Origin of the sequence: Arthrobacter sp. CAN_A214 (assembly GCF_015751955.1) — a bacterium.
GTDB lineage: Bacteria > Actinomycetota > Actinomycetes > Actinomycetales > Micrococcaceae > Arthrobacter_D.
Genome location: NZ_JADOUU010000027.1, coordinates 1 through 24444 on the forward strand (window position 1 = coordinate 1; position 24444 = coordinate 24444).

Sequence of the window (24444 nt, forward strand, 5' to 3'; positions counted from 1 at the left end):
CTGAACGCGTTCGCGATTACCTTCGCGGGCCGGTTCGAGAAAACCAACCACTAATGAAAACGCCGGACCCCACACACCGTTTATCGGACAGTCCCACGCATCGCTGACCTTAAGGCATGTTGGTGGATTGTTACCCGCCCTGGATCCATGAGCGGGTTTACGTAGCGTGGTTCTGGTCGTGCTCGGCCCCACCGTCACTGCTTCCCGGGTCTTCGGGGGAAGCGTCGTAGCAGTGGTAGTCGCCGGGAAGTAGCCACCAGTGCTGTGGCCCTGATTCGGTCCCTGCTGAGATGAAAGTGAAGCAGTTCAGGAAGTGGTTCTTTATCCTGTCGGGCATGGTGCTTCCTTCCAGAGTGGGGTGCCTTCCTCGGTCCGGGTCGCGTTGTTTCTCGTCGGACTCTCTGGCCGGTGATGGCCTATGCTGCGTCGTCTTGTACGCCTTCATGGACGAGTTCGGATATTTCGCGTTTGAGCATGTTGAATTCCGCGGAGGTCACGTCCCGGTTCTGGCCGAGGTTGATGTCGATGATGGATTTGATGTGTCCTGGTACGCCGTGTGATGCGCCTCCGGCCATAACGACGACGCGGTCGGCCAGGAACACGGCTTCTTCGATGCTGTGGGTGATGAAAAGAACCGTGGTTCCGACTTGGCGGTGGATACGGGAGAGCTCTGTCTGGAGTTGGGACCGGGTCAGGGCGTCCAGTGCTCCGAAGGGTTCGTCCATGAGAAGGACAGATGGCTGGTTCGCCAGGACTCGTGCAATCGCGACCCTTTGCTGCATGCCGCCGGAGAGTTCGTGAGGGAACTTGTCGGCGAAACGGGTGAGCCCGACAACGTCGGTGAATTCGTCGGTTCTTTCCTTGACGGTCGAGGAGGGGTAGCGCTGTTGCTTCGGCCCGTAGGCGATATTTTCCCGGACGGTCAGCCATGGGAACAATCCGTAGTCCTGGAAGACGACTCCCCTGTCCGGGCCGGGACCCTGGACCGGTTGCCTTTCGACGAGCACTTCTCCGGTGGATGGTTTCTCGAAACCTGCCAGGATCCGCAGCAGCGTGCTTTTGCCGCAGCCGCTGGCGCCGACGATAGCGACGAACTCACCGGAGGCGATGTCGAGATTGACGTCTTTCATGGCCGAGATGCTTCTGCCGTAGCTTTTGCCGAGTCCGGTTATCGAAATGGATCCTGCTCGTGCTGCATGGGGGACGGGTTCAATTCGCATGTTCGTTCCTTGAGTTGGTGGGCGCATCGTCAGGCGTGTGCGGCGAGGATGGGGCGCCGGCCGGAAAAAATTTTGACGAGCCCGACGAGGATCCGGTCGGTGAGGAAGCCCATGAAGCCGATGAAGATCATTCCGGCGACGATGAGGTCGGTTTTGGATACTTCCTGGGCTTCGTTGATCATGGCGCCGAGCCCGATCCGGATTCCGGTGGTTTCACCCACGACGAGGATGACCCAGGACAGGCCCAGCGCGATACGTAGACCGCTGATGATGCCCGGTGCGGCTGCGGGGATCACGATTTTGTACAGTTCGTGGCCGGGACGGGTACCGAGCATGGCGGCCGCTTCAAGAAGCCGGTTGGGGACCTGGTGGACTGCGGCGATGGTGTTGAGCAGGGTGGGGAAGAAAGCGGCGAGGAAGACCAGGAAGATGGTTGACCGGTCACCGATTCCGATGATAATGAGGGCCAGTGGTACCCACGCGGTCACCGGGATGGGCCGTATCAGGTTGATGGTGGGATCAAGCAGGGAAGAAAGTAGTTTTGACCGACCCATCAGGACGCCTACGGGTATCGCCACTGCAGCCGCGATGACGAAGCCTGACAGGACCCGTACGGTGCTTGCCCAGGTGTGTCTTGCCAGTTGTGCGGAGAACGGATCGTTGATGATGCCACCGAAGGCAATGTCGATCAGCCGGCGGCCGACTTCCAGTGGTTCTGGCACCTGAGACATTCTGATGTCGAAGGGCAAGGTCCATCCTTGCCGGACACCGAGGTCCCAGAACAGGATGATCAGAAGGGGAACGGGAAGGCCCAGGAGGAATTTGCGGGCCATCCCGGAAATCTTCTCTCTCCTGGCGGTTGAGGGTTCCTGGAGGGTGGTGGTGCCGCGAAGGGGAACCTTCTTTTTCCTTTGCTGTGGAATGGTTCGTGAGGTGACGGTCATGGCTACTTCTCTTCGCTGGCTTCGATGAAGGTGGTGTCGAAGATGTTGTTCGCGTCCGGCTCCACTTCGAGCGTGCCAAGGTCGAGCATCTGTCCGCCGAGTTCGGTGACCTGACGAGTGTAGTCCTCGCCGATTTCGGTGCGCAGCCAGATATTGTCCAGTGCCTGGGCTAGCACGTCGTCGTCGAAACTGAAGTTGGACTGGACACCGGAGGCCCACGCTTCTTTGTCTTCGAGGAGGTGACTGGTGGCTTGGACGTGCGTGTCCACGATGCGCTGGACGAGTTCGGGATCGGATTCGATCAAAGCGCTTGTGGTGGCCAGACTGATATTGACTTTCCCGATAGGAGTCTCATACGGGGAGACGATGCTGTGGGCTCCGTTGAGGATGGCAATCGACGGTCCTACCTCCGCACTGGAAAACGCGTCGATGTCCCCTCGTTCGAGGGCATCAGGCATGTCGGCGAACCCGATGTTCACCAGTTCGATGTCGGTGTCGGCGTCCATCCCGGCCTGGGCGAGGGTTTGGCGCAGCAGGATTTCCTGAGACGATCCGGGGACGTAGCCGACCTTCTTCCCTGCCAGCCCCTCGACCCCCTCGATCCCTTCGCTGCCGACGATTCCTGTTCCCCCGTCGGCGGCGGAAGCGATGATCTTGATGTCCTCGTTCTGGGAGATACCTGCCAGAACCGAAGGCACGCCCAGGACTCCGAACTCGACGTCACCGTTCACGACAGCGTTTTTGATCGCGGTCGAATCGGTCATCGGCACGACCTCGATGGTGGTGCCTTCCGGAACGAAATCCTGATACACGTACGGGGCGAAAAGGTGCGGCTGACGAAGGGTTGCGACCTGAATGACTTCCCCCTCCTCGCCGGCCTGAGCAGATGTCTCGCCAGTGCAGCCGGTGAGCGCGAAGGCGAATCAGACGGAGGAGGCAGCTATTACCTGCTTGAGAAGACGTACCTGTGGCATGACAGTGTTCCTTTCGGGTGTGGGAAGTACTAGTTATGGACCAGGCGGGAGCTAGCGAAAGCTCTCCACCCGCCGAATTCTGAGATGTCGGTGGCTGTAGCGCTCACTGTGCTGTCGCACAGGAACGCGGACACCTCGTCGCCCTGCTCGGTAAGAATTTTCCCCAGGGACTGCGGTCGTTTGACGGCCTCAAGGAGTTCTCCAAGGCCCGCCGGGCTGAGGCGCCAGAGTTCACCGTCTACCGCTCGTCCATCCCTTGAAGGGGTAAGGGCTACTTTCGTCACTGCGTCGTCCGAGCTCAGCGCCAGAAGACGGTATGCGGGGGCGGTCCGGATATCCCCTGCGTAGGCGGCGCCGAGCCCGAGCAGTTGCTCGTTGAGCGGCTCACCCCGCATGTGGGCTCCGAAGACTCCGATGCCGTAGCTGGGATACATGGACATAGAGGGGGGAGCCTGTCCCGTGAACCGGCTGGTGAGATCAAGGAGTACTTCGTCCTCGAAGGCCCGTCCGATGAGGGACAAGCCGAATGACTTCTCATCGGGTGAGGGGAAGGCGACGGCAGCCATATCAAGGACATTCAGGAAGGTGGTGAAAACCCCCAACTGGCTGTTGGTCGCCATCGGATCAGCCTCCACGACGGCAATGCTGGGATGGAAGGGAGCTGTTGGTAAGAGCAACGCATCAACGCCAGTGAGCAGATCCTCTGCGCGCGTCGTGTATTCCCGGACCTTCGCCTGATCCGAGGCTAGAGCTGAAGCACTGTGCTTGCCTGCGTTCACGATAATCTCTGCAACCGTTGGATCAAGATCAGGTGAACCACCCTCCACGAAGGCACCGACCGCTGCGTGCCTTTCTGCGACCAACGCTCCTGAATAGAGCAGCGCGCCGACATCGATCAGGTCTGCGATGTCCACCGTCCGCGTCGTCCAGCCCAAGGCCTCGGCCCTGGCCACTGCGGTGCTGTACGCGTCCCTCCAGCTGGGCTGCAGCTGAGGCATCTGATCGAGCGAAGCAACAGCGATGACCGGGTCAGGACGTGCCGCAAGAGGATACGTAGCGGGCAGGGCCCTGGAGTTTCCTGGCTCCGGCGCCCCCATCACTGCTGTGATGTCGCCGGCAAGGCTGAGGGTCCGGGCGAAAACATTGACGCAGTCATAGGACGCACAGGCGGACACCACCCCGGCCAGGGGGACGTAGCCCACCGTGGCTTTGATGCTGTAGATCCTGTTGAACGCTGCCGGGATCCGCCCGGAACCGGCGGTGTCCGTGCCCAGCGCCGCATCGACCAGTCCCAGCGCTACCGCTACGGCCGACCCCGAACTGGATCCTCCCGATACCAGCTCGGGCTCATAGGCGTTGCGGACGGCGCCATACGGGCTCCGGGTACCGACAAGGCCTGTGGCGAACTGGTCAAGGTTCGTCTTGCCGACCACGATCGCCCCCGCATCAAGCAGGAGCTGCACGGCAGGGGCGCTGGAGCGAGGGACATAGGAGTAACTGGGGCACCCTGCCGTGGTAGGCAATCCGGCAACATCAATATTGTCCTTGATGGCGACAAGCACCCCGAATAAAGGGGGTGTTGATCGACGTTGGAAGGTCTCCCTCAACTGTTGGGCTTCAGCGATAACCGCTGATTCCGGGCGCAAGTAAATCCACACTTCGGGCCGGTCCGCGTTCTCGATGTTGCGATAGGCCTGTTTTATACGTTCGACGGGATCAACGGTGAGCGGGGGGAGCTGGAAAGTCATCGGTTGTCCTCTCGCGACATGTTGATCAGGGTGAGGTTGGCGAAAGCCTGGGAAGCACGCTCCATGACCACGTCCTGGGAAGCGCCGATATGCTCCCGCAACGCCTCATAAGCTGGGAGGAGCTTGCGTTGCAGGAGCAACTCCAGGATCTCGGTATGTTCCCGGATGGTGGAGTCGATCCGGTCTGCGGTCAGATAGTCATACATCCGCACCGCCCTGATTTTGTCGTTGACCGTTACCAAGGCCGCGGTCAACGCCGGGTTGCCGGCAGATCCCAGAAGCACCACATGGAACTGCTCGTCTTCTGCGACGAATCGTGGGGTGGGTTTCGGGTTGGCCTGCGCCAGGTCGGACCAGCGCTGGAGTTCGCGCTCCAATACGCCGGCATCGTGCACGTTGAAGCTCTCATCAAGAGCCCGCTGAATACCGCGCAGCTCCAGAGTGACCCTGAGCTCATACAAACCCGCCAACTCTTCAAAGCTCGGCAACGCCATGTAGATGCCGCCGTTGCGCCGCTCCAGGATCCCTTCGGACACCAACCGGGTAAGAGCCTCACGCACCGGTGTACGGGAAACCCCGAACCGTTCGGCCAGTGGTTCCTCCGAAAGGCGGTCCCAACCCGTTACACGACCAGAGCGCAACTCCCCTTGAAGAGCGCTGTAAATCTCGACACCGGAACGACGGACAGACGAGTTACCTTTGGCCCGGCCCGCTTCGCCTGTATCCAGCGGTGTATACATTGTCGTGTGCATGAAGACGACCCTACGGAGGCTATGTTTCGAGCCGTCGCTGAATCCCCATCAATAATTTCGCTCATGTAAAAGGATTGAATCGGGCATGTTTCATCACCCAGATCCGTCACAAAACGATCCACCCGCTCAGTCCACACTCCCCAGCGGACCTCAGTTCACGTTGATTCCCTCCGAACGCCACCAACGAATGCGGACTGACCTACTCGTTTACAGGAGCACGGAACTCGCCAAGGCACCCAAGTCCAACGATCTCTCGAGGCGCACCAAACAGGTAAGGATGCTCAGCTACTGTCGATGTCCGAAGCCGACCGCCCCGGAATCCGAACTCCCTGCGCTCAAATCTCCACTTTTGGTGAACAAGCGCGGGGTCGGTGTCGGCCCCGGTTCCCGTTTAGGGTGCGTCGTTGGTGCTGATGCTCAGGTAGCGGTACACCGTCGCACGGCTCGCCCCAATGATCTTCCCGATATCAGCCAGCGAAAGCCCCTACGCCTTCAGGTCCCGAGCGCGCCTGGCCCTGGCATGGTCGGCGGTGACCTCCCGCCGCCCGGCCTTCCGACCGTTTTCAGCGGCCGCGGCCATGCCCGCCCTGGTCCGCTCCGCCAACTGGTCCCGCTCGAGCTGCGCGAAAGCAGACATCACCGTGAGCATCGCCCTACCCATCGACCCGGTCGTACTGATGCCCTCCGTGACGCTACGGAAGTGCACACCCCGCTGCTCCAGGTCATCAATCAAAGCCAGCAGGTCACGGGTGTTGCTAGATCACTCCTCGAAACTGGAGGATTCAGACCCCGACAACACACTCAATTATGAAGAGCCATTGAAGTAGCCATTTTCGCCAGATCCTCGATGACGGACTGACCGGGAACAGGGCTGAAGGGACCGCCTTTCCTGACTGCCTCGGCGATGGCGCGGCCCACTCCGGCAGTGCTCATGCCCATGGCAGGACCGGAAAGGGCAGGCAGTGATGCCAGTACCTCGACAGTCGCCGCTTCGATAGCAAGGGCCGCGTCTTTCTCGCCCAGGTGAGCCAGGCACATGGCCGTGGACAGTACCGTGCCTGTCGGGTTCGCCCATCCTTTGCCCGCTATGTCCGGTGCGGACCCATGGATTGCCTCGAACATGCTCGGAGCTGTTCCGTCGACGTTAAGATTGGCGCTTGCCGCTACGCCGAGACCGCCTTGGATCACGGCACCCAGGTCAGTGATGATATCTCCGAACAGATTGTCCGTGACCACCACATCGAAGCGCTCGGGCGTTAGTGGCAGATGGAAGCACATTGCATCGACGTGGACATAGTCGACTTCCACCGCCGGGTATTGGGATGCGATATCGTTCACCGTGTCCTGCCAGAGGTTTCCTGCTTCAATGAGGATGTTCTTTTTATGGACAAGTGTCAGCCGCCCGCGCCTTCGCTGCGCCAGTCTGAAGGAATAGTCGACGACGCGTTCGATGCCGGCGCGGGTGTTGATTGATTCCTGCACGGCGACGGCATGGGGCGTGCCGGTGTGGACAGTGGAGCCACGCCCCACGTAGGCGCCCTCAGTGTTCTCCCTGATGATCACCAGGTCACAGCGGTCCGGTGTCAGGCCTGCTATCGGCGTCGCCACCCCGGGATACAGTTTGACCGGCCGAAAGTTGACTGCCTGCTGAAATGCCTGGCGCATGGCCAGGATGAAGCCACGTTCCAAGACTCCCGGTTTCACTGCCGGATCGCCCATCGCGCCGAAGAGCACTGCATCGTAGGTGCGCAGGTTCTCCTCAAGCTCACGCGTCCACAGCTCACCTGTCCGGAGGTAGTGCTGTGCGCCGGCCGGGATCTTCTGCAGCTCGGTGGTGAATCCGTAGGTGGATGCCGCAGCGGCGAGCACTTCCAGCGCTGCCTCGACCACCTCAGGACCGATGCCGTCTCCACTGATGACGGCAATGCGATGTGTGTTCATGCTGCAACTCCCCGGCTTCTCGATAAATTCATCAGATCACTTCGTAGGTGACGTCGCGCCGATTGTTCTGCTCGCCCTGAGTCTGAATGGCGGACCGCGTCCACGATGGCGGCGTGCTCCTCCGTGGCAACACCCGCGGTGCCCGCCGTCATCGGGCCGACGCCGAGAAGCTGCTCTCCCATGCGCACAACGCTCAGCTGTCGTCGAATTCTGCTGTTGCCCGACGCATCCAGCAATAGGGTATGGAAATGGAGTCCTAACCGGTGGAAGCGCTCGGACTGTCCGCTTTCCCGCGCCCGATGCTGATCCGCAACCACCTGATCTAGGTCTGACAGGATTTCGGAGGTGATGCGCGAACAGGCCAATGGTGCGGATGTTCCCTCCAGCGCTTCACGTAGCTCGAATATTTCGCTGATCTCCCGCATGCCGGGAGAGAACACCGTTGCAACTCCCCGAACGCCGGCAGTGACGAGGCCCTCCTGCTCCAGGATGCGGAGCCCCTCCCGCAGTGGTGTTCTGCTAATACCGAGTTCGTCGGCAAGCATGGCTTGGGAGAGCCGTGATCCGGGGCTATAGCTTCCGGAGAAATTCGCTCCCGGATCAGCGCAGCGGTCTGGTTTACGAGGGAAACACTGCTGCGCCATTCCGTCGTCATGGTTCCCTCTCACCGAATCAGATGGAGGCGGCGGGATCCCGACCTCTGAACTCGAAAGCAACTGTCGTCTTGGCCAGCGAAAAAGTCAATGTTTCAGGTGAATACTCAATCCAGTATGTCCACACCGTTGACCGCGCACCAAGAGAAAAGCTAGTTTGAGAGCATTACTGGTCTGACTACCTGAGGCTACTGATTGCAGGAGTACCCATCGTCGTGTCCCCTTACCGAAATCACTACCCGGACGGTCTGCCCATAGGCAACAGTTGGGTTTCCTGCACTGAGACGTCTCCCGTGGTCTTTCCCTTTGACGGCTCGGTCGTCGCGCAGTCTCCCGTCGGCGGGGTCGACCATGCTCTGAAGGCACTGGACGCTTCGGAAAAAGTGAGGAGGGACATCGCCGCGCTTTCCGCCGGCAGGAAGCGAGCCGTTCTCACGGCAGTGCATGACGCCCTCACAGAGCGGCAAAGCGCGTTCGAGGAGCTTCTGGTACTGGAAACCGGGAAACCGTTGGTGGACTGCCGCACCGAGGTGACAAGGACGCTCACCACCTGGGCTGCCGCTGCCGAGGCTGTGGCACACACCCACGGCGAGACGGTTCCGTTGGATCTGCAGCCCGCAGGCGAGGGAATGATCGGCTACTGGACCCGCAGGCCGGCCGGGATAGTCGTCGCAATCGCCGGATTCAACTACCCACTACTCCTGGCCAGCCACAAGATCGCCCCCGCCATAGCCGCCGGTTGCCCGGTCATCGTCAAGCCCGCACCGAATACACCATTGGCCACGCTGTGGGCGGTTCATCTGATCCGCACTGTCCTTTCCACCCATGGAGTCGCCGAGTCCGCCGTTCAGCTGGTCACCGGCGGAGCGGATGTCGGTGAGACACTGGTCGCCGATCCTCGTGCCACAGTCGTTTCCTTCACCGGCTCGGCAGCAGTTGGCCACCGTATCGCGAAGGATGCCGCACCGCGGAAGGTGATCCTTGAGCTGGGATCAAATACAGGTCTGATCGTCGCAGCGGATGCAATAGTGGAGGAAGCGATCGACGCCGTCATCCGCGGCGGCTTCTATGCCAATGGTCAGGCCTGCATCTCGGTGCAGCGGGTGATCCTGGCCGACTCGATCGCGGATGAGTTCGAACGCGGGCTCCTGGAGCGGCTGGGCGACGTTGTTTCGGGCGATCCCAGGGAGGAATCCACGCGGCTGGCTCCTGTGATCAATACCGGTTCCGCCCAAAGAATTGCAGGATGGATCGACGATGCCGTCCATCGTGGCGCGCGGGTACTCGCCGGCGGCTCAGCTCGGGGTAACGAAATGGATCCGACGGTCGTGACGGACGTCCCGAACGACGCCGATCTCTGGTGCGAGGAAATCTTCGGTCCGGTGGTGTGCCTGCAACGGGTCCCGGATGTTGAGACAGCGATCGAACTGGTCAACCGTTCGAGGTACGGCCTGCAAGCCGCCATTTATACCAAGTCGCTTGAATCGGCATTCGCCGCCGTCAACCAGCTGGAGGTTGGCGGCGTGGTGGTCAACGAGATTCCAGGATTCCGCTCCGACATCATGCCCTACGGAGGTGTGAAGGATTCCGGTATCGGCAGGGAGGGCCCTCGATACGCGATCGAAGAATATACCGTCACCCGTATGGCCATGATTCGGCCATGACAAGCGCCACAGGAAGAAGGCCGCACATGGATTATTCAAAGCTTTTTCAATTCTCCGACAGTCGGGTACTTGTGATCGGTGCGGGCAGCGGCATAGGACGCGAATCGGCAATCGCGTTGGCTGCGCACGGCGCGTCCGTCATCTGCGCAGATAGCGACGAGACAACGGCCCGGGCCACGGCGGCACTGATCGGCGGTGCTGCAACCCCGAAGGTGCTCGATGTGCTGGACCATGCAGCGATCCGGGCCGCCGCCGATGAGTACAGTGATGTTTCCGCACTTGTATTCACTGCTGCCACCAACGTCCGGAAGCGGATTGTCGACTACACCATGGATGAGTTCGACCGGGTGCTGAACCTGAATCTCCGGTCGTCTTTCGCCCTGATTCAGGCTTTCGCCCCGAAAATGGCACTTCGTGGCGGCGGCAGCATTATCGGGTTTTCTTCCATCCGGGCATTCACAGTTGAGCCGGGACAAAGCGTTTACGCGGCGACCAAGGCAGGCCTGGTGCAGCTTGTACGCACTGCTGCAGCCGAATTCGGCCCGGCAAACGTACGTGTCAACGTGATCGCACCCGGAATAGTGGAAACGCCGCTTACCTCCCAGATCAAGGATGACCAGGAATGGTACAGTGCCTACGCGCAGAAGAGTGCTCTCGGCCGCTGGTCGAAGCCGGAAGAACTGGCCGGCGCCGTTGTCTACCTTGCTTCACATGCCTCCACCTTCGTCACCGGCTCCGTGCTGATGGTCGACGGAGGCTGGACTGCTGTGGATGGCCGTTTCGATCCCCCGAACTCCTGAATCAGTGACCGGGAAACAGCAACGGACTCCGCGCGCCTTCGAAATGGTCGTCGACCATGTGGAGCAGTCCGTCCTGCAGGGCAGCCTCAAGGCCGGGGACCGGCTGCCGGGCGAACGTGAGCTGGTCAACCGTTTCGCGGTCAGTAGGTCCTCGATACGTGAGGCGATGCGCGTCCTGGAGAGCAGCGGGGTGATTTCCACGCGGCCCGGCGATCCCCGCGGCGCGATCATCCTTCCTCCCACCTCTGACCCCCTGCGCAAGCTGATGACCAAGCTGGCTGTTTTTTCGAGGAGCAGCCTGGCGGACCTGCTGCTATACCGTATGACCCTGGAATCGGCTGCCAGCTCGCTCGCTGCTTCCAGGAGATCCGCTGGGGACCTTTTGGAATTGGAGAAGGCTATGGCACGGATGACACAGTGTCTGGAACTGGGACTCGAGGAGTTCAGCCGGGCAGACCTGAATTTCCACGATGTGGTGGCGCGAATCAGCAGAAACCCCATGATCCAGATCTCGGGCGAGGCCGTACGGGCATCCATTGAAGACCTCATCAAGGGCTATCTCCGCGAAAGCAGCGAGGACAGGGTCCTCATGCACCGTACGCTTCACCATCACCGTGAAGTTCTCGAAGCCATCAGAAGCCAGGACGCCCACGTGGCTGAGCATCTGGCCCGCAGCAGCATCTTCGAGTACTACGGGCACCTGCTGGGCGATTCAGACCGGCTTGCAGTCGCAGCCCTGGCATCCTTCGGAACCCCGGCTGGTTCAGTCCAGTGACGTCCAATCCGGTACGGCCGCCTGGGGGCGGACGGCTTCGTACCACGCCGCGGCCCGCAGCACCAGGGCGTCAGCGCCCACCCTGCCTGCCAGCTGCACCCCGATCGGCTTCCCCTCGAAGTTGAATCCGCAGTTCACCGTTGCGGCAGGTTGTCCCGACATGTTGTACGGCACGGTGAAACCGATGTGCCCCATCGTCTGATCGGGATCATTGACCGGCATCGGTTCCTCCGCCCGGAAGGCGACCATCGGCGCCACAGGCGAGAGGACGACGTCGTACGCTGCGGTAGCGGCGATAGTTGCCCGCTGAATCTCATCGATGCAGTGCAGGTTTTGGATGGTTTGGGCACCACTGAAAGCCGCTGCACGGCTGCACCATTGCACAATATAGGGCAGCACCTTCTCCTGGTGATCCGCCGGCAGGCCCTGGTAGTCGGCCCAGGAGCGGGTCCGCCAAAAATTGTCGAGGCCGTCCAGCATATCCTGGTTGATGAACGGGGCTATCCGCGTGACGTGAGCACCAGCCTCCTGGAAGAGCGTGGCGACTTCCTCGACAGCCGCAAGGACCTCCGGATCGACCCGGGCTCCGGTTCCGGCCTCGGTCTGTAGTGCCACGCGCAGTGATCCGACGTCACAGCTGAGGTTGCTCCAGTCCTGCGCCGGATAGGGGCGGGTGCTGTAGTCGCGGATGTCGGGTTGGCTGAGGATGCCCATGAACAACGCCGAGTCGGTGACACCTCTGGTCAGGGGCCCTGCAGCGCGTCCCCTGTACGGCGCGTCCAACGGAACCAGCCCGGCACTGGGCTTGAGGCTTGCGAGTCCCTGCCATCCTGCCGGCAGACGGATGGAACCGCCGATGTCGGTACCCACGTGCAGTGGCCCGTAACCTGCCGCAGCGGCCGCACCGGCTCCCGCACTGGAACCGCCCGTCGTCCAGTGCGGGTTCCAGGCGCTGCGGGACACCCCGTGGAGGCTTGAGACGCCGGAAGACAGCATTCCCCAGTCCGGCATGGTGGTCGACCCCAGAATCACTGCCCCGCTCTCCAGGATGCGGTTGGTGATCGGAGCATTGGCAGCGGCGATCCTCGGATGGGGTAGCGCTGTGCCCGAGGGCATCGGCACGCCGGCCCGGGCGATGTTTTCCTTGACCGTCACCGGCACGCCGTCCAGATTGCTGCGCTGGTTGCCGTCCCGCCAACGTTGCTGGCTTGCCACTGCATCGGCCCGGACAGCGTCCGGGTCGAAAACGTAGAAGGCGTTTAGTACCGGCTCGCGCTCTTCGATGCGTGCGATCACAGCCTCGGCCACGTCCACCGGGGACAACTGCGCAGAGGCATATGCAACACCGAGTTCATGTGCACTGAGCCCGTGAAGCTCCTTGGACGGTGTGACTGACATGGGTAACCTGCCTTTCAAGCGGGGCGAGTCAGCGGGAGGCGACTGCAGCGCGTGCAGCCAGCTCGGATCTCAGGGACATGGAGGAACTGACAAGCGTTCGTGTGTACTCGTGCTGCGGGTTCTCGTAGATCTGGGCGGTGCTGCCCGCTTCGACGATTTCGCCCTGGTTCATCACCACGACGTTGTCACAGATCCTGCGCACCACTCCCAGGTCGTGGGAAACGAAAATCAGGGTGAGCTGATACTTGTCCACCAGGTCCGACAGCAGGTTCAACACCTGCGCCCGGACTGACACATCGAGTGCACTCACCGGCTCATCCGCGACCAGCACCCGCGGCTCGCAGACCAGTGCACGGGCAATGGAGATGCGCTGCCGCTGACCTCCCGAGAACTGGTGCGGAAAGCGGTCCGCAGCGTCTTGGGGAAGTCCGACGGCGGCCAGCATCTCCGCCACGAGCTTCCGCTGCCGTGTGGCGTTCAGTTTCTGCCCGGGAGCACGCAGCGGTTCGACGATGATGTCCTGCACCCTCATCCGCGGGTTCAGCGACCCCATCGGATCCTGGAAGACGATTTGAAGCTGCTGCCGGAGCTGCGTCAGGTCGCGTTCCTTGGCGCCGGCCACCTCATTGCCTACCACTCGGACGCTTCCAGCCGTCGGCTGGTCCAATCCTGCAAGGATCCTGAGGAGGGTTGATTTTCCGGACCCGGACTCCCCCACGACGCCGAATCGTTGCCCGGGCATGACATCGAAGGAGATCCCCCGCAGCGCCCGCACCTCGGTCGGTTTGCCGAACAGGGACGTCCGGCCGCGCTGATAGGTACGCGTGAGGTCCGCGACGCTGATTACGGGTTCGACGCCGGAGATCGGCTCGGCTGCTGAAGCTGCCTCGGCCGGCACGGCAGGGGCACGATCCGGGCGGTGCGCTCCTGCACCCTGCCGTCCGGCGTCGTCCCTGTCCACAGAGGGTGGCACGTAAGCGGAAGCGGAAGCCACGGTGAACAGGCGTCCGTTGCTGTCACTGGCGTCGAGGTCGGAAGCAGCCAGCAACCCCCTGGTGTAGGGGTGCTGCGGACGGGAGAAAACTTCCTCGGTGGCCCCCTCCTCCACAACCACTCCGTTGTTCATGACCAGCACCCGGTCGCAGACGTTCGCCACAACGGCGAGGTCGTGGGTGATGAACAGGAGGCCGGTGCCGCGTTGCTGGACTGATTCCAGCACCAGGTCCAGAACCTGACGCTGTACTGTCACGTCCAGGGCCGTCGTCGGTTCGTCACACAACAGTAGGGCGGGGTCGTTGGCCAGAGCCATGGCCAACATGACCCGCTGCCGCTGTCCACCGGATAGCTGGTGCGGGTAGGCGCGCGCCGCCTCCGCAGGGTCGGGGAGCCGGACGCTGGCCAGCATGTCGACGGCTTTCGCCCGGGCCGCGGCCCGCCCGGCAATGGTCTTGTGCTTGAGCATGATCTCAGCCACCTGCGGCCCCACCTTCATGAGCGGGTTCAGCGCGCTCAGCGGCTCCTGGAAAACCATGGTCATGTCATTGCCGCGGATCCGGCGCAGTTGTTGATCAGTTGACGTCACCAGATCGGCCTCCCGGCCGGCCAGCCGTATGGAGCCGGTAGCGGAGACACCCTCGGGAAGAAGTCCCATCAGTGCGGTGGCGGTCATCGATTTTCCGGAGCCGGATTCACCGATCAGACCCACGCGTTCACTGCGGCTCATGTTGAGGTTGAAGCGCTCCACCAGCGGCCGGTGCCGGGTGGCAACGGTCAGATCGTCGACCTGCAGGAGTGGTCCGGTGACCGGACTCGCAGATGTGTACTCGGGAACAGTCATGGTTAGCGCTCTCCGTTCAGCTTCGGATCGAAGCGGTCGCGCAGGCCGTCACCCAGCAGGTTGAAACCCAGCACGGCAATGGCGATGGCGATACCCGGCCAGACGGCGAGCATGGGGTACGTGCCGAGGAACTGTTGGGATTCCTGCAGCATCCGCCCCCAGGACGGCGTCGGTGGAGGTGTCCCGAGCCCCAGGAAGGACAGGGCGGCTTCGGCCAGCACGGCGATTGCGAAGGATACCGAGCACTGGACCACCACTATTCCTGCGATGTTGGGCAGGACATGGCGGACGGCGATCCGGAAGGCATTCTGGCTGGAGGCCTTCGCCGCCAGCACGTACTCCGTACTCATGACCTGAAGTGTGCCGCTGCGGGCAACCCGGGCGAAGCCTGGAATGGTACCGATGCCGATGGCCACCATGGCAGTTGTGGTGCTGGCACCGAAGACAGCGCCGAACATGATGGCGACCAGCAGGGCGGGGAAGGCCAGCAGGATGTCCGCGGCACGCATACTGACTTCCTCCGTGAACCCGCCGCGCATGCCGGCGAGGATCCCCAACGGCGTGCCGATCACCAGCGCGATACCCACGGCGATCAGCCCCACCAGCAGGGTGATACGCGCGCCGTACAGAATGCCTGAGAAGACATCGCGTCCGTACCGGTCGGTACCCATCAGGTGCTCCGGGCTGGAGCTCTGCAGCCGATCTGCCGGGAATGCCTGCACCGGATCATACGGCGTCCAGAAGAAGGATACGAGAGCTGACAGCACGACGACGGCAACCAGTGCGCCGCCGATGATCAGTGTGACCGAAGGCCTTCCCCGACGGCGTCCGGCGGTCGGCTGTGTGGCCTCCTGCGGTGTAGGATCCGGAACCATTCCCGGCACGGGTTCGGTCAAGCGCTCGGGTTGACTGGAGTCGGTCACGCTAGGCCTTCTTCCTGATACGGGGATCCAGGACGGTGTAGAGGATGTCCACCACGAGGTTGATGATCAGGGTGATGGAGACAAGCACCATGACCACGGACTGAACCGTGAGCAGGTCACGGTTACCCACCGCGTCCAGCAGCATCGAGCCGAGGCCCGGAATCACGAAAACCCGCTCGATCACCACGGCACCGATGATCAGTGCCGCCAACTGGACACTGGTCACGGTCAGCACTGGAATAGCGGCGTTACGCAACCCGTGCCGAACCAAAGCCTCCATTCTGCCGAGCCCCTTGGCCCGGGCCGTTCGCAGGTAGTCCTCACTCATCACTTCCAGGACAGCCGAGCGGACGTAGCGGGTCAGGATAGCTCCCTGGACAGAGGCAAGAGCCACCACCGGCAGGATCACCCGGCGAAGGAAATCGCCGGGGTCCTCGGCGGGTGGGGTCCAACCGTTGGCAGGCAACCAGCCAAGCCCGACGGCGAACACCACCACCAACAGTATTCCCGCCAAGAAGTTGGGAAGAGCCACGCCCACCTGACTCAGTCCACTGATGAGGATGCCACTGGGATTCCGGTGCCGGACGGCGGCAAACGTGCCGAACGGAATGGCAATCAGCAATGCCACGATCATGGCGAGCACCACCAGGATTAGGCTGACCTGGACCCGATCGGCCACCAACGGGCTGATGTCCTGACGCGTGACGTAGGAGGTGCCGAAGTCGCCAAAGGGGAGGCCGCCCACCCAATCGAAGTACTGCACAATGAGCGGCCGATCGGTGCCGAACTCCCTACGGGTTGATTCAAGCAGTTCCGGTGTCGCGTTGACACCCAGCGCAACCTGCGCCGGATCACCGGGAATTGCACGCATCACCAGGAATACCAGCACGGTGGCCACAACATAGGTGACGATGAACCTGACGACGTTGACCAGCAACCGAATTGCCACGTATGAACCTGCCTCTAAATGTGCCCGCTGATCCTCGTGGTTATTTCCAGCCGATGGACGTCAGGTCGAGCGCCTCAGTGACGGAGTTCGCGGGAATGTTGTCGACTCCGGCCTTCGCCACCACAATGTTCGGGAACAGGAACAGGACATTTGCCGCGGCGTCGTCGGTGACCGTGCGGACCACCTCCTGCATTCCCTCGACGTAGCCTGCTTCGTCCGCGGCGTCCGCCTCGGCTGCAGGCCCTTCGATTTCGGAGTTGTCGTAGCCCAGGTAGTAGTCCGGGTTGTTGAACATCGCCAGGAAATCGCGGCTTTCAACGGCGAGCACAACGGACATCTGGTAGTTTTGCTGCGTGAAGACGGTGTCCAGCCAGACCGCTGGGAACTCCGCGGACTCGATTGTAGCGTTGATGCCTACTTCGGCCAGTTGCGAGACCACGATTTCGGACACAGCAGTGGCGTAAGGACGGGTGGGAACGGTGAACGTGATGTCCAGATTCTCCATGCCTACCTCCGCCAGGAGCGCGCGGGCAGCATCCGGGTCATAGGGATACACGTCATTGAGATCCTCGTAATAAGGATCGGTAGGAGGGACGGCGGCACCGACCATGGTGCCGTAGCCGCTCCAGGCGGTGTCGATCACGGCCTGCCGGTCGATCGCGTGCATGACCGCCTGTCGAACCCGGACATCGTCGAATGGTGCCACTTCATTGTTCATAGACAGCACTATTTCGCCGTTGGACGTTCCTTCGAGAACCTGAAACGCATCGTCACTTTCGAAGGAGGACAGCAACTCGGGTGCCTGCATGTTGTACACCACGTCCACGTCTCCGGAGCGCAGGGCATTGGTGGTGGCAATCGCGTCAGCGAAGTACCGCAGCGTTGCGGTCTCCACCTGCGGCGCCTCGCCCCAGTAGTCCTCACGAGCGGCCAGGTCGATGGACTCGCCGCGGTTCCAAGCCTCGATCGAGAACGGACCCGTGCCGATCGCCGTATTAGCCAGGTCATCGACACCGCTGGGATCGAACATCGCACCCACCAGGGTAGCCATATCGAAAAGCCAGGCATTGCTCGGTTGGGTCAGTACCACCTCCACCTCGGTGTCGCTGAGGACGTTGACTGAATCAACCACGTTCATTTTCGCCTTGAGACTGGAAGCCCACGCATCAGACTGCACGCGCTCGATGCTGAACTTGACGTCCTCCGCGGTGAACGCCTCGCCGTTCGAGAATGTCACGCCTTCCTGAAGCGCAAATGTATAGGTGGTTCTGTCGTCGCTGATCTCCCAGGACTCAGCCAGCAGCGGCTCGATCTCACCCTCCTGATCCAACTGGACCAGTCCTTCATAGACATTGGACATCAGTGCCTGCGGGATTGCAGCGCCGGCAGTCGTGGTGAAGTCGAGGTTGGTCGGCTCGCCTGTCAAGGCAACTGTGATGGAGCTGGTGTCGGCATTCGCTGTTTCCGTGGATGTAGATCCTGCAGAACAGGCTGAAAGGGCGAGCGTTCCCGTTGTAAACAGAACTACAACACGGGCCGTGCTTTTCAAGCGGCGCATAGGGTCTCCATCGGTTTGACTGCGGTGCACTCCGTCGGTGTGATCCATCTAACAACATAGACCCCCTCTATTTCTACCAAGTAAACTGGTCGGACCAGTTAGTTGCTCCTGCGCTTTCCAACTATCCGGCGTTAGGCTGGCCCTTCGAGCCCCTGATCCGCAACAAAAGGTATCGCATGAGCAAAGTGAGCTTCAGCCGCGCCGTTCCCGTTCTCACCTACGAGCGGGTTGTCGAACAGATTGAGCGGGCAATCGTGTCCGGAGAAATCACACCCGGCCAACACCTGCCGAGCGAACGCGAATTGATGGTGCAGTTCTCCGTCAGCCGCCCCACGGTCCGCGAGGCATTGCGGGTACTCCAGAGCCTCGGACTCATCGCCTCCAAACCGGGGAGCCGCAGCGGTCCCGAGGTGTTGTCGATGTCCTCAGAGCCGTTGGGTAGGTCCTTCGCCATCATGGCCAGGATTGCATCGCTTTCACTGACTGAACTCGTACAGTTCCGCATAGTCCTCGAAAGCTCCGCCTGTCAGCTGGCAGCGGTGCTGCGAAATGAGGAGCAGCTCAAAAAGATGCAAAACGCCGTTCAGCGGATGGAGGCCGAGGTAGCTAACGGCTCCGACAGCTTCAATCGTGCAGACCTTGATTTCCATGCCTCCATCTGGGAAGCAAGTCATAACGATCTTTTGAGGGTCTGCGGGCAAGCGGTCTCGGGTTCGATTTTGAACCTGATGAACGAGCGTATGGAACGCTCTGCTGACACTGCCGGCGCCATGCGGGATTCCGTCGAACGGGACCGTGCCATCTACAGCGCTATTGCATCCGGTGACAGTGTTGCCGCCGGAGACACGGCCCGGAGCGCCATCTCACGATACTTTGCAGAATATCTGGACGAGGAGGGCATCAGGGGGTTGAAGGCGCTCGCTCCTGAGCTGACGTAAAACACGCCAATTCCCCTTCCGGTGCCCCCGTTACCTTTTTCGTAGCCCGTTCCTGTTGCAGGATATGGGTGTGCTGGCCTGCTGGCCCCGGCATGATTTCCGCCCCCAGTTACTCATGATCCGGGGAGTGTTGTCACCGGGGTTGGTAGGTGCCAGAGAGACCGCTGATAGAGGCAGGACGGACCGAAGGTCGTGCGTAACGTGGATGCCGGGCTCTGACACCGTGGACAGTCCAGCATTGGAATTTCAGGTGCTGCGACCAGGAGGAAAAAGGTGATTGGGAACCACGAAAACATTGATGTGTTCATCGGTCTGGACGTCGGCAAAGGCGCACATCATGCTGTTGCTCTGGACCGGTCCGGGAAGAAGCTCTTCGATAAAGCTCTGCCCAATGATGAGGCCCGCTTACGCGAAATCCTCGACGCGCTGAAACGACACGGCAGCCTGCTGCTGGTAGTTGACCAGCCGGCCACGATCGGGGCGCTCCCCGTCGCGGTGGCCCAATCCGCCGACGTCACAGTCGGCTACCTGCCCGGGTTGGCGATGCGTCGGATCGCTGACCTGCATCCGGGTGAAGCGAAAACCGATGCCCGGGACGCGTTCATCATCGCCAAAGCGGCCCGGACCATGCCCCACACGCTGCGATCGATCCAGGTCGCCGACGAACAGCTCGCTGAACTAACGATGCTTTGCGGCTTTGACGACGACCTGGCTAAACAAGCCACCGCCACGTCCAACCGGATCCGGGGGTTGTTGACGCAGATTCATCCTGCCCTGGAACGAGTCCTTGGCCCCCGCCTGGATCACCTGCCGTGCTGGATTTGCTTCGTACTTGGCCTACCCCCGAAGCGTTACGCCACGCCGGTCTACGCCGGATCGGGAACCGACTGACAAAGCAAGCACCCAGAATGGGTGAACGCCTCGCAGCGGACATCATCAGCGCCCTGAATCAGCAAACAGTCACCGTCGTGGGGACGAACGCGGCAACCCTCGTGTTACCTCAGTTGGCCAGGATGCTCGCTGACATCCGCGAATCCCGGGACCTTGTCTTCGCCCAGGTCGAAGCCCTCGTGGAGACCCACTCTCTTCACCCGGTCCTGACATCGCTCCCGGCGGTCGGCGTCAGGACTGCGGCACGAATCCTCACCGAAATCGTCGGGAAAGACTTCGCATCTGCCGGACATCTGGCTTCCTACGCCGGCCTCGCCCCAGTGACCTGGCGGTCCGGAACATCCATCCGCGGGGACCACCCGTCACGCAAAGGAAACAAGATCCTCAAACGAGCCTTGTTCCTTTCCGCTTTCGCGGCGCTGAAAGACCCACCGTCCAGGGCCTACTACGACCGGAAACGGGCCGAAGGCAAACGCCATAACCAAGCGCTGATTGCACTGGCTCGCCGCCGCTGCGACACCCTCTACGCCATGCTCAGAGATGGAACCTTATACGAACCGCGCCTAGCCACAGCCGCTTGACGAAAACCATAGAGGCACCCCCCGTGGTCGGTGAAAATCCGGTCGCAGCCCGCCGCTCGGAGTGCGGTGTGCTGCAGGTCAGCGTTCTGCTCCAGCGTGCTGACCCTTGCATACCCGATACTTCCCATCCCGACCCTCCCTCACGCTCATTAAAGGCCTTCTTCTGCTTTATTGAGAATACTCCGCGTGAGACACATTGCTGAGACGACGCGCAGACGCGAGAACTGCCGCGAATACGGGGGTCCCCGGATCCGCCGCCGAGGCCTCCCCTTCGTCCGGTCTAAGGATCCTTTGATTGGACAGCCAGCCAGCGGCAGGAGACTTCCCTCGGCGTACGTATATGGCACCTTTCCGTACACGTTCATCGTCGGCGTCAAACGCCCGCTTCGCACTGCAGTGCTGGCGCACGTCAGGACTGCAGCTAGGGGATGAACGTCGAAGGACCGGCTTGCGGACGTCATAAGTGAGTATCAAAACGCGCCGATTTCCGACTGGCGGTCAAGAGCACGAGGCATTCACAGCAGTACGCGCTTGGTGATGCATCACGATCTACGGCCTCATGATCTTCGCGCCCCACCGAGCACTTCTACCCACGACCGCCAGAGGGCTTCACACGGCAGTAACCATGTGAGAAGGACATCCGTTAAGGCGGTCTGTTCATAAGTGAGAGGCCTGGTTAAACCTCGCCGCCATGCGACTCGATCAGCCTGAGGCACTCGGATGCGTAAGTATGACCACCATCCGCAGCTTTTCTCAATAAAAGCCGTGCTTTCTCCAAATCCCCTTCATCAGCGGCCCTCCTCCCAGATTCACAGAGGGCATCTAGATTGCCCAAGTTCGCTGCTTGCTCAAGTAGGACGAACGCTTCGGCTTGATCATCCGCTTTTCCTCCAGCAAATAAGACCTCGGCTGTAAAATACATCCCCATAGGAGAACCGTTAGCGGCTGCTCGTCGGAATATTTCCTCACCATCAGCAAGTTTGTTCTCGTGGATAAGAAGTCCACCATAATTTCGAAGCGCATTGTCATCGTTGGCCGAGATTGCCACCATATACTGTTCCTTGGCCTCCTCAATACGGCCAGTATTTGCGTACATGACGCCTAGATCAGTGACATCCCCGTGTAGCCCTTGGGCGATCGCTCTCTTGAAATTTTGTTCTGCCTGGGGATACTTGCCTTGATCAGCGAGGTCCCTTCCAACCATTGCAAGCCCAACTGCGCCTCCTCTTTGTGCGGCTCCTTCGAACAGTGTCTTTGCCTCATTGTGTCGCCCCTGGTCTGCCAGAATCATTCCAAGCCTGCCCATTGCTGTGGGATTCCTCCTGACTACCGCTTCCCTCAAAAGTCGGTCTGCTTCATCCTTATTGCCTCGCTTGTCCGCAAGTATCGACAGTTGGAAATGAGCGGCTCCGGAAGCATCCCCTTGGTCTTTTGCACGCTGATACCAAGCTTTTGCAGCCGATTCGTCACCTTGACGCTCTAGCTGTATCCCGTAATTCACCATGCCTAGCGCACTGCCTGCCTCTGCAGCTCGCCTGTACCATTCGAATCCTTCGGCAGTTTGGCCCCTCTCCAGGAACACCACGCCTAGATTGGCCATCGCTGAACCATCACCAGCGTCTGCTGCTTCGCGAAGCATCCTCAATGCATCATCGGTTTGCTCCCCTGAGCGAAGCATCTTAACAGCAAGACCAGTTAGGGCTTGGAAGTTGCCGGCATCCGCCGCCTTCTGATCCCATTTCATCGCCTCGACGATCTGATCCTGTCGTTCCAGACTGATTGAGTAGTTATGCATTCCATCCAGATCTCCTTGCATAGCCGCGCGTTCAAACAGAATTGCCGCGCTCGGAAACTGGCCGGAGGCTTCTGCGATGACCCCAGCCCGGTTCAGCTGCGACCCTGAAGCAACACATTGCTCCACGGCCAGCCATAGCGAGTACGGAATGGGAGTGTTGGTTGAAGACACGAAGTCGACCAAGTAATCAAAGGGACGGAGGCAACCCTCATCTGTCTCTTCAACAAGTCCGAAAAGCCCCCCGCCGCCGGCCTTATCAGTGGCCCAGGCTAGGCCCTCCGTGATTCCTGAGGAAGTGACTCGAGATTGAGTACTGCCCAAATAAGCGTGCACGAGGTTTTCAGCGGTGCCTCGAGGGATGGGATCGGTAACGCCAGCACGTTGCCAATCGATTGCGGCAAGCACGAAAGCTCTTCCGACTGGTTTAGTCGAGCGACCTGCTTCTAAGCGCTCCACAGCGAGGTATCCCCCTCCGAGATACGTACCCAAACCGTAATTCATAATGCCCATGCTCAGTTCAGGATTTCCGCTGGAGTTCGCCAGCCTGACGCTCTCAGCTGTGTCGTCAGTTAGATAAATCTTCGTGAAGCATTGCAACGTGTCCCAACCAGATTTCGATTGCTCATCACTGTTAGGCATGAAGGACTCATAGGATGTCGATCTCATGGTCGCCACGAGGATGTTTCCGTTGCTTCGAAGCTCCTGGATCCACCTCGCCTTCAGGTCCTTGGGATCCCGAAGATATCTGTCTAGGTCATCCAGCCAAATAATGTGGCGTGAAGGTATATCGCCTACATTAAGAATATTCGAAACGCCGTCAGGGGCATCTGGTATGAACACCCTAGTGTCTGAGAAGTTCTCCTTGATCAGCTGTGCAGCCATACGAGTCTTCCCAGCCATCGACGAGCCCAACACGAGAACAGGCTCCGAGTTCTTCACGGCTGTGATGAACTGCTCTTCGGCATCCCTGCGTAGGTACGGAACTTCGATCCGCGATTGGTGTACACGCCATGTGTTGAGCGGAACCTCATTCGCGAGAGGCGCCAGCGCTGATCCAGACCCCCTAGTCAGCATGAATTGCCGGCGCGTAGCCACGGAAGCATCCTTGACTTTCGCCTTCTCCTTCAGGAAGGGACCGATCGCGAGACCAGCTACACCTACAATGCCAAGCGGCACCACCACCCAGGGGCTCCAACCAACGCTTCCCAGAAAAATGGCTAGCGCGCCCCACGCAACGGCAGAAGCCGGAAACCACCACTTAAGTTCTCGGCGCTTTCGCGACTTCCACTCCGATACCAAAGCGCTTCCCTTCCACCCATTTGTCCGGCAATTGTCCCTAGAGAAGTCTATGTGGACGTCCCGTGACACTGGCGTGAAGGCCTCGTTCCGCCAACTGTCACCGAGCCAATGATCAGCCTGATTGCTTGACCAAACTTAGAAGTTCTATTTGAGACTTGCCGCCAGTGTTGCCGCTGAAGGATCCTTTACTGAAGCATAAGAACAGCGACGATGACGGCGCCTTCCGGGCGTAATGATCAGCTGTTGAGGTCGAAGTCGAGATCGAGGCACTCAGGGCTGAAAAGCGGCTCTTCAGAATTGAGAGTGTAGTTTCGGTCTGAATCCGCCGGATTCCAGCAGTGACCGGGCGATGTAGTTGGTGAGGTTCCGGAAGCCGAGAGCGGATCCGCGGAGGTGTTCGAGCCGTCCGTTGATGGCCTCAGTAGGGCCGTTGGATGTGCCGGGTCGCTCGAAGTAGGCCAGCACATCTGCTGCCCGGCGGTTGAGGGTCCGCCCGAGTGTTCTGAGCTCAGTGAGCGCGTTGGGAACGCCGGTGCTGACTGATTTGATGACTTCTTGCATCAGCTCACGCCCTTTGGGTCGGTCTGGTTCGCGGTAGGCGGCAACCATGCGTTGGTAGATTCCCCAGCTGGCTTCGACTTCGACATGCGTATCGGTAGAGAACAGGGATTCAAGGCGTTGACGTTGCTTGTCAGTGAGCAGGTCCGCGCCGGTATGAAGGGTCAGCCGGGCCGAATACAGCGGGTCGCCGGCCCGTCCACGGTGCCCGCATGTCTGTTGCTGAACCCGCCGGCGGCATGAATC

At 60.6% G+C, this 24444-nt stretch carries 21 protein-coding genes and 1 pseudogene; 5 read left to right on the forward strand and 17 right to left on the reverse strand.

Annotation, left to right across the window (positions count from 1 at the left end):
* Positions 1-157: 157 nt before the first annotated feature.
* The 9 genes from IWX65_RS14995 to IWX65_RS15035 all read right to left on the reverse strand — a co-directional run bounded on the left by IWX65_RS14995 (position 158) and on the right by IWX65_RS15035 (position 8223).
* Positions 158-337 (reverse strand): hypothetical protein, encoded by a 180-nt coding sequence (locus IWX65_RS14995; RefSeq protein ID WP_196884070.1) that lies wholly within the window; start codon positions 335-337, stop codon positions 158-160.
* A 79-nt stretch (positions 338-416) separates the two neighbouring features.
* Positions 417-1220: an ABC transporter ATP-binding protein gene (locus IWX65_RS15000; RefSeq protein WP_196884072.1), complete on the reverse strand. Its 804-nt coding sequence runs from the start codon at positions 1218-1220 to the stop codon at positions 417-419.
* 29 nt (positions 1221-1249) lie between these two features.
* Positions 1250-2164: an ABC transporter permease gene (locus IWX65_RS15005; RefSeq protein ID WP_196884074.1), complete on the reverse strand. Its 915-nt coding sequence runs from the start codon at positions 2162-2164 to the stop codon at positions 1250-1252.
* Positions 2165-2166: 2 nt separating this feature from the next.
* The gene (locus tag IWX65_RS15010; RefSeq protein ID WP_334683898.1) at positions 2167-2976 is read right to left on the reverse strand and encodes an ABC transporter substrate-binding protein; all 810 of its coding nucleotides are present in this window, start codon (positions 2974-2976) and stop codon (positions 2167-2169) included.
* A 191-nt stretch (positions 2977-3167) separates the two neighbouring features.
* Positions 3168-4886, reverse strand: a complete 1719-nt coding sequence (gene atzF, locus IWX65_RS15015) for an allophanate hydrolase (RefSeq protein WP_196884095.1) — start codon at positions 4884-4886, stop codon at positions 3168-3170.
* Entirely contained in the window at positions 4883-5638 is a 756-nt protein-coding gene (locus IWX65_RS15020; RefSeq protein WP_334683899.1) for a GntR family transcriptional regulator, read from the reverse strand. The genes atzF and IWX65_RS15020 overlap by 4 nt, the downstream gene beginning before the upstream one ends.
* A gap of 484 nt (positions 5639-6122) precedes the next feature.
* A complete protein-coding gene (locus IWX65_RS15025; protein ID WP_334683902.1) occupies positions 6123-6380 on the reverse strand; it encodes a recombinase family protein in 258 nt (85 codons plus the stop codon).
* A 59-nt stretch (positions 6381-6439) separates the two neighbouring features.
* Complete coding sequence (locus IWX65_RS15030) at positions 6440-7579, reverse strand: 3-isopropylmalate dehydrogenase (protein ID WP_196884097.1); 1140 nt, start codon at positions 7577-7579, stop codon at positions 6440-6442.
* On the reverse strand, positions 7576-8223 hold the full coding sequence (locus tag IWX65_RS15035; RefSeq protein WP_334683900.1) for a GntR family transcriptional regulator: 648 nt from the start codon (positions 8221-8223) through the stop codon (positions 7576-7578). Before IWX65_RS15035 ends, IWX65_RS15030 begins: the two co-directional genes overlap by 4 nt.
* A 224-nt stretch (positions 8224-8447) precedes the next feature.
* Between IWX65_RS15035 and IWX65_RS15040 the strand changes: the two genes are divergently transcribed.
* From IWX65_RS15040 to IWX65_RS15050, 3 genes are read left to right on the forward strand one after another with little or no spacing between them, the layout of a single operon-like run.
* Positions 8448-9896 carry an aldehyde dehydrogenase family protein gene (locus tag IWX65_RS15040; RefSeq protein ID WP_334683901.1) on the forward strand — a complete coding sequence of 483 codons (1449 nt, stop codon included), beginning with the start codon at positions 8448-8450 and terminating at the stop codon, positions 9894-9896.
* 26 nt (positions 9897-9922) lie between these two features.
* A complete protein-coding gene (locus IWX65_RS15045; RefSeq protein ID WP_196884099.1) occupies positions 9923-10696 on the forward strand; it encodes an SDR family NAD(P)-dependent oxidoreductase in 774 nt (257 codons plus the stop codon).
* A complete protein-coding gene (locus tag IWX65_RS15050) occupies positions 10668-11471 on the forward strand; it encodes a FadR/GntR family transcriptional regulator (RefSeq protein ID WP_196884101.1) in 804 nt (267 codons plus the stop codon). The genes IWX65_RS15045 and IWX65_RS15050 overlap by 29 nt, the downstream gene beginning before the upstream one ends.
* Here the strand turns inward: IWX65_RS15050 and IWX65_RS15055 are convergent.
* Genes IWX65_RS15055 through IWX65_RS15075 form a run of 5 tightly spaced genes read right to left on the reverse strand, consistent with a single transcriptional unit; the run spans position 11460 to position 18136 of the window.
* On the reverse strand, positions 11460-12869 hold the full coding sequence (locus IWX65_RS15055) for an amidase (protein ID WP_196884103.1): 1410 nt from the start codon (positions 12867-12869) through the stop codon (positions 11460-11462). The two genes, IWX65_RS15050 and IWX65_RS15055, sit on opposite strands and share 12 nt — an antisense overlap.
* 28 nt (positions 12870-12897) lie before the next feature.
* Complete coding sequence (locus IWX65_RS15060) at positions 12898-14706, reverse strand: dipeptide ABC transporter ATP-binding protein (protein WP_196884105.1); 1809 nt, start codon at positions 14704-14706, stop codon at positions 12898-12900.
* A 2-nt stretch (positions 14707-14708) separates the two neighbouring features.
* Entirely contained in the window at positions 14709-15581 is an 873-nt protein-coding gene (locus IWX65_RS15065) for an ABC transporter permease (protein ID WP_196884122.1), read from the reverse strand.
* Between the two features lie 49 nt (positions 15582-15630).
* On the reverse strand, positions 15631-16578 hold the full coding sequence (locus tag IWX65_RS15070) for an ABC transporter permease (RefSeq protein WP_196884107.1): 948 nt from the start codon (positions 16576-16578) through the stop codon (positions 15631-15633).
* A 40-nt stretch (positions 16579-16618) separates the two neighbouring features.
* Positions 16619-18136, reverse strand: a complete 1518-nt coding sequence (locus tag IWX65_RS15075) for an ABC transporter substrate-binding protein (protein ID WP_196884109.1) — start codon at positions 18134-18136, stop codon at positions 16619-16621.
* Between the two features lie 176 nt (positions 18137-18312).
* Between IWX65_RS15075 and IWX65_RS15080 the strand changes: the two genes are divergently transcribed.
* On the forward strand, positions 18313-19074 hold the full coding sequence (locus tag IWX65_RS15080) for a FadR/GntR family transcriptional regulator (protein WP_196884110.1): 762 nt from the start codon (positions 18313-18315) through the stop codon (positions 19072-19074).
* A gap of 205 nt (positions 19075-19279) precedes the next feature.
* Positions 19280-20546: pseudogene (locus IWX65_RS15085) on the forward strand (IS110 family transposase).
* Here the strand turns inward: IWX65_RS15085 and IWX65_RS18090 are convergent.
* From IWX65_RS18090 to IWX65_RS15100, 3 genes are all read right to left on the reverse strand, one after another.
* Positions 20489-20674, reverse strand: a complete 186-nt coding sequence (locus IWX65_RS18090) for a recombinase family protein (protein WP_442859206.1) — start codon at positions 20672-20674, stop codon at positions 20489-20491. The pseudogene IWX65_RS15085 and the gene IWX65_RS18090 overlap by 58 nt on opposite strands.
* A 548-nt stretch (positions 20675-21222) precedes the next feature.
* A complete protein-coding gene (locus tag IWX65_RS15095; RefSeq protein WP_196884112.1) occupies positions 21223-23523 on the reverse strand; it encodes an SEL1-like repeat protein in 2301 nt (766 codons plus the stop codon).
* Positions 23524-23931: 408 nt separating this feature from the next.
* Positions 23932-24444: transposase (locus IWX65_RS15100; protein WP_196884114.1), on the reverse strand; the 513-nt coding region annotated here is incomplete at its 5' end.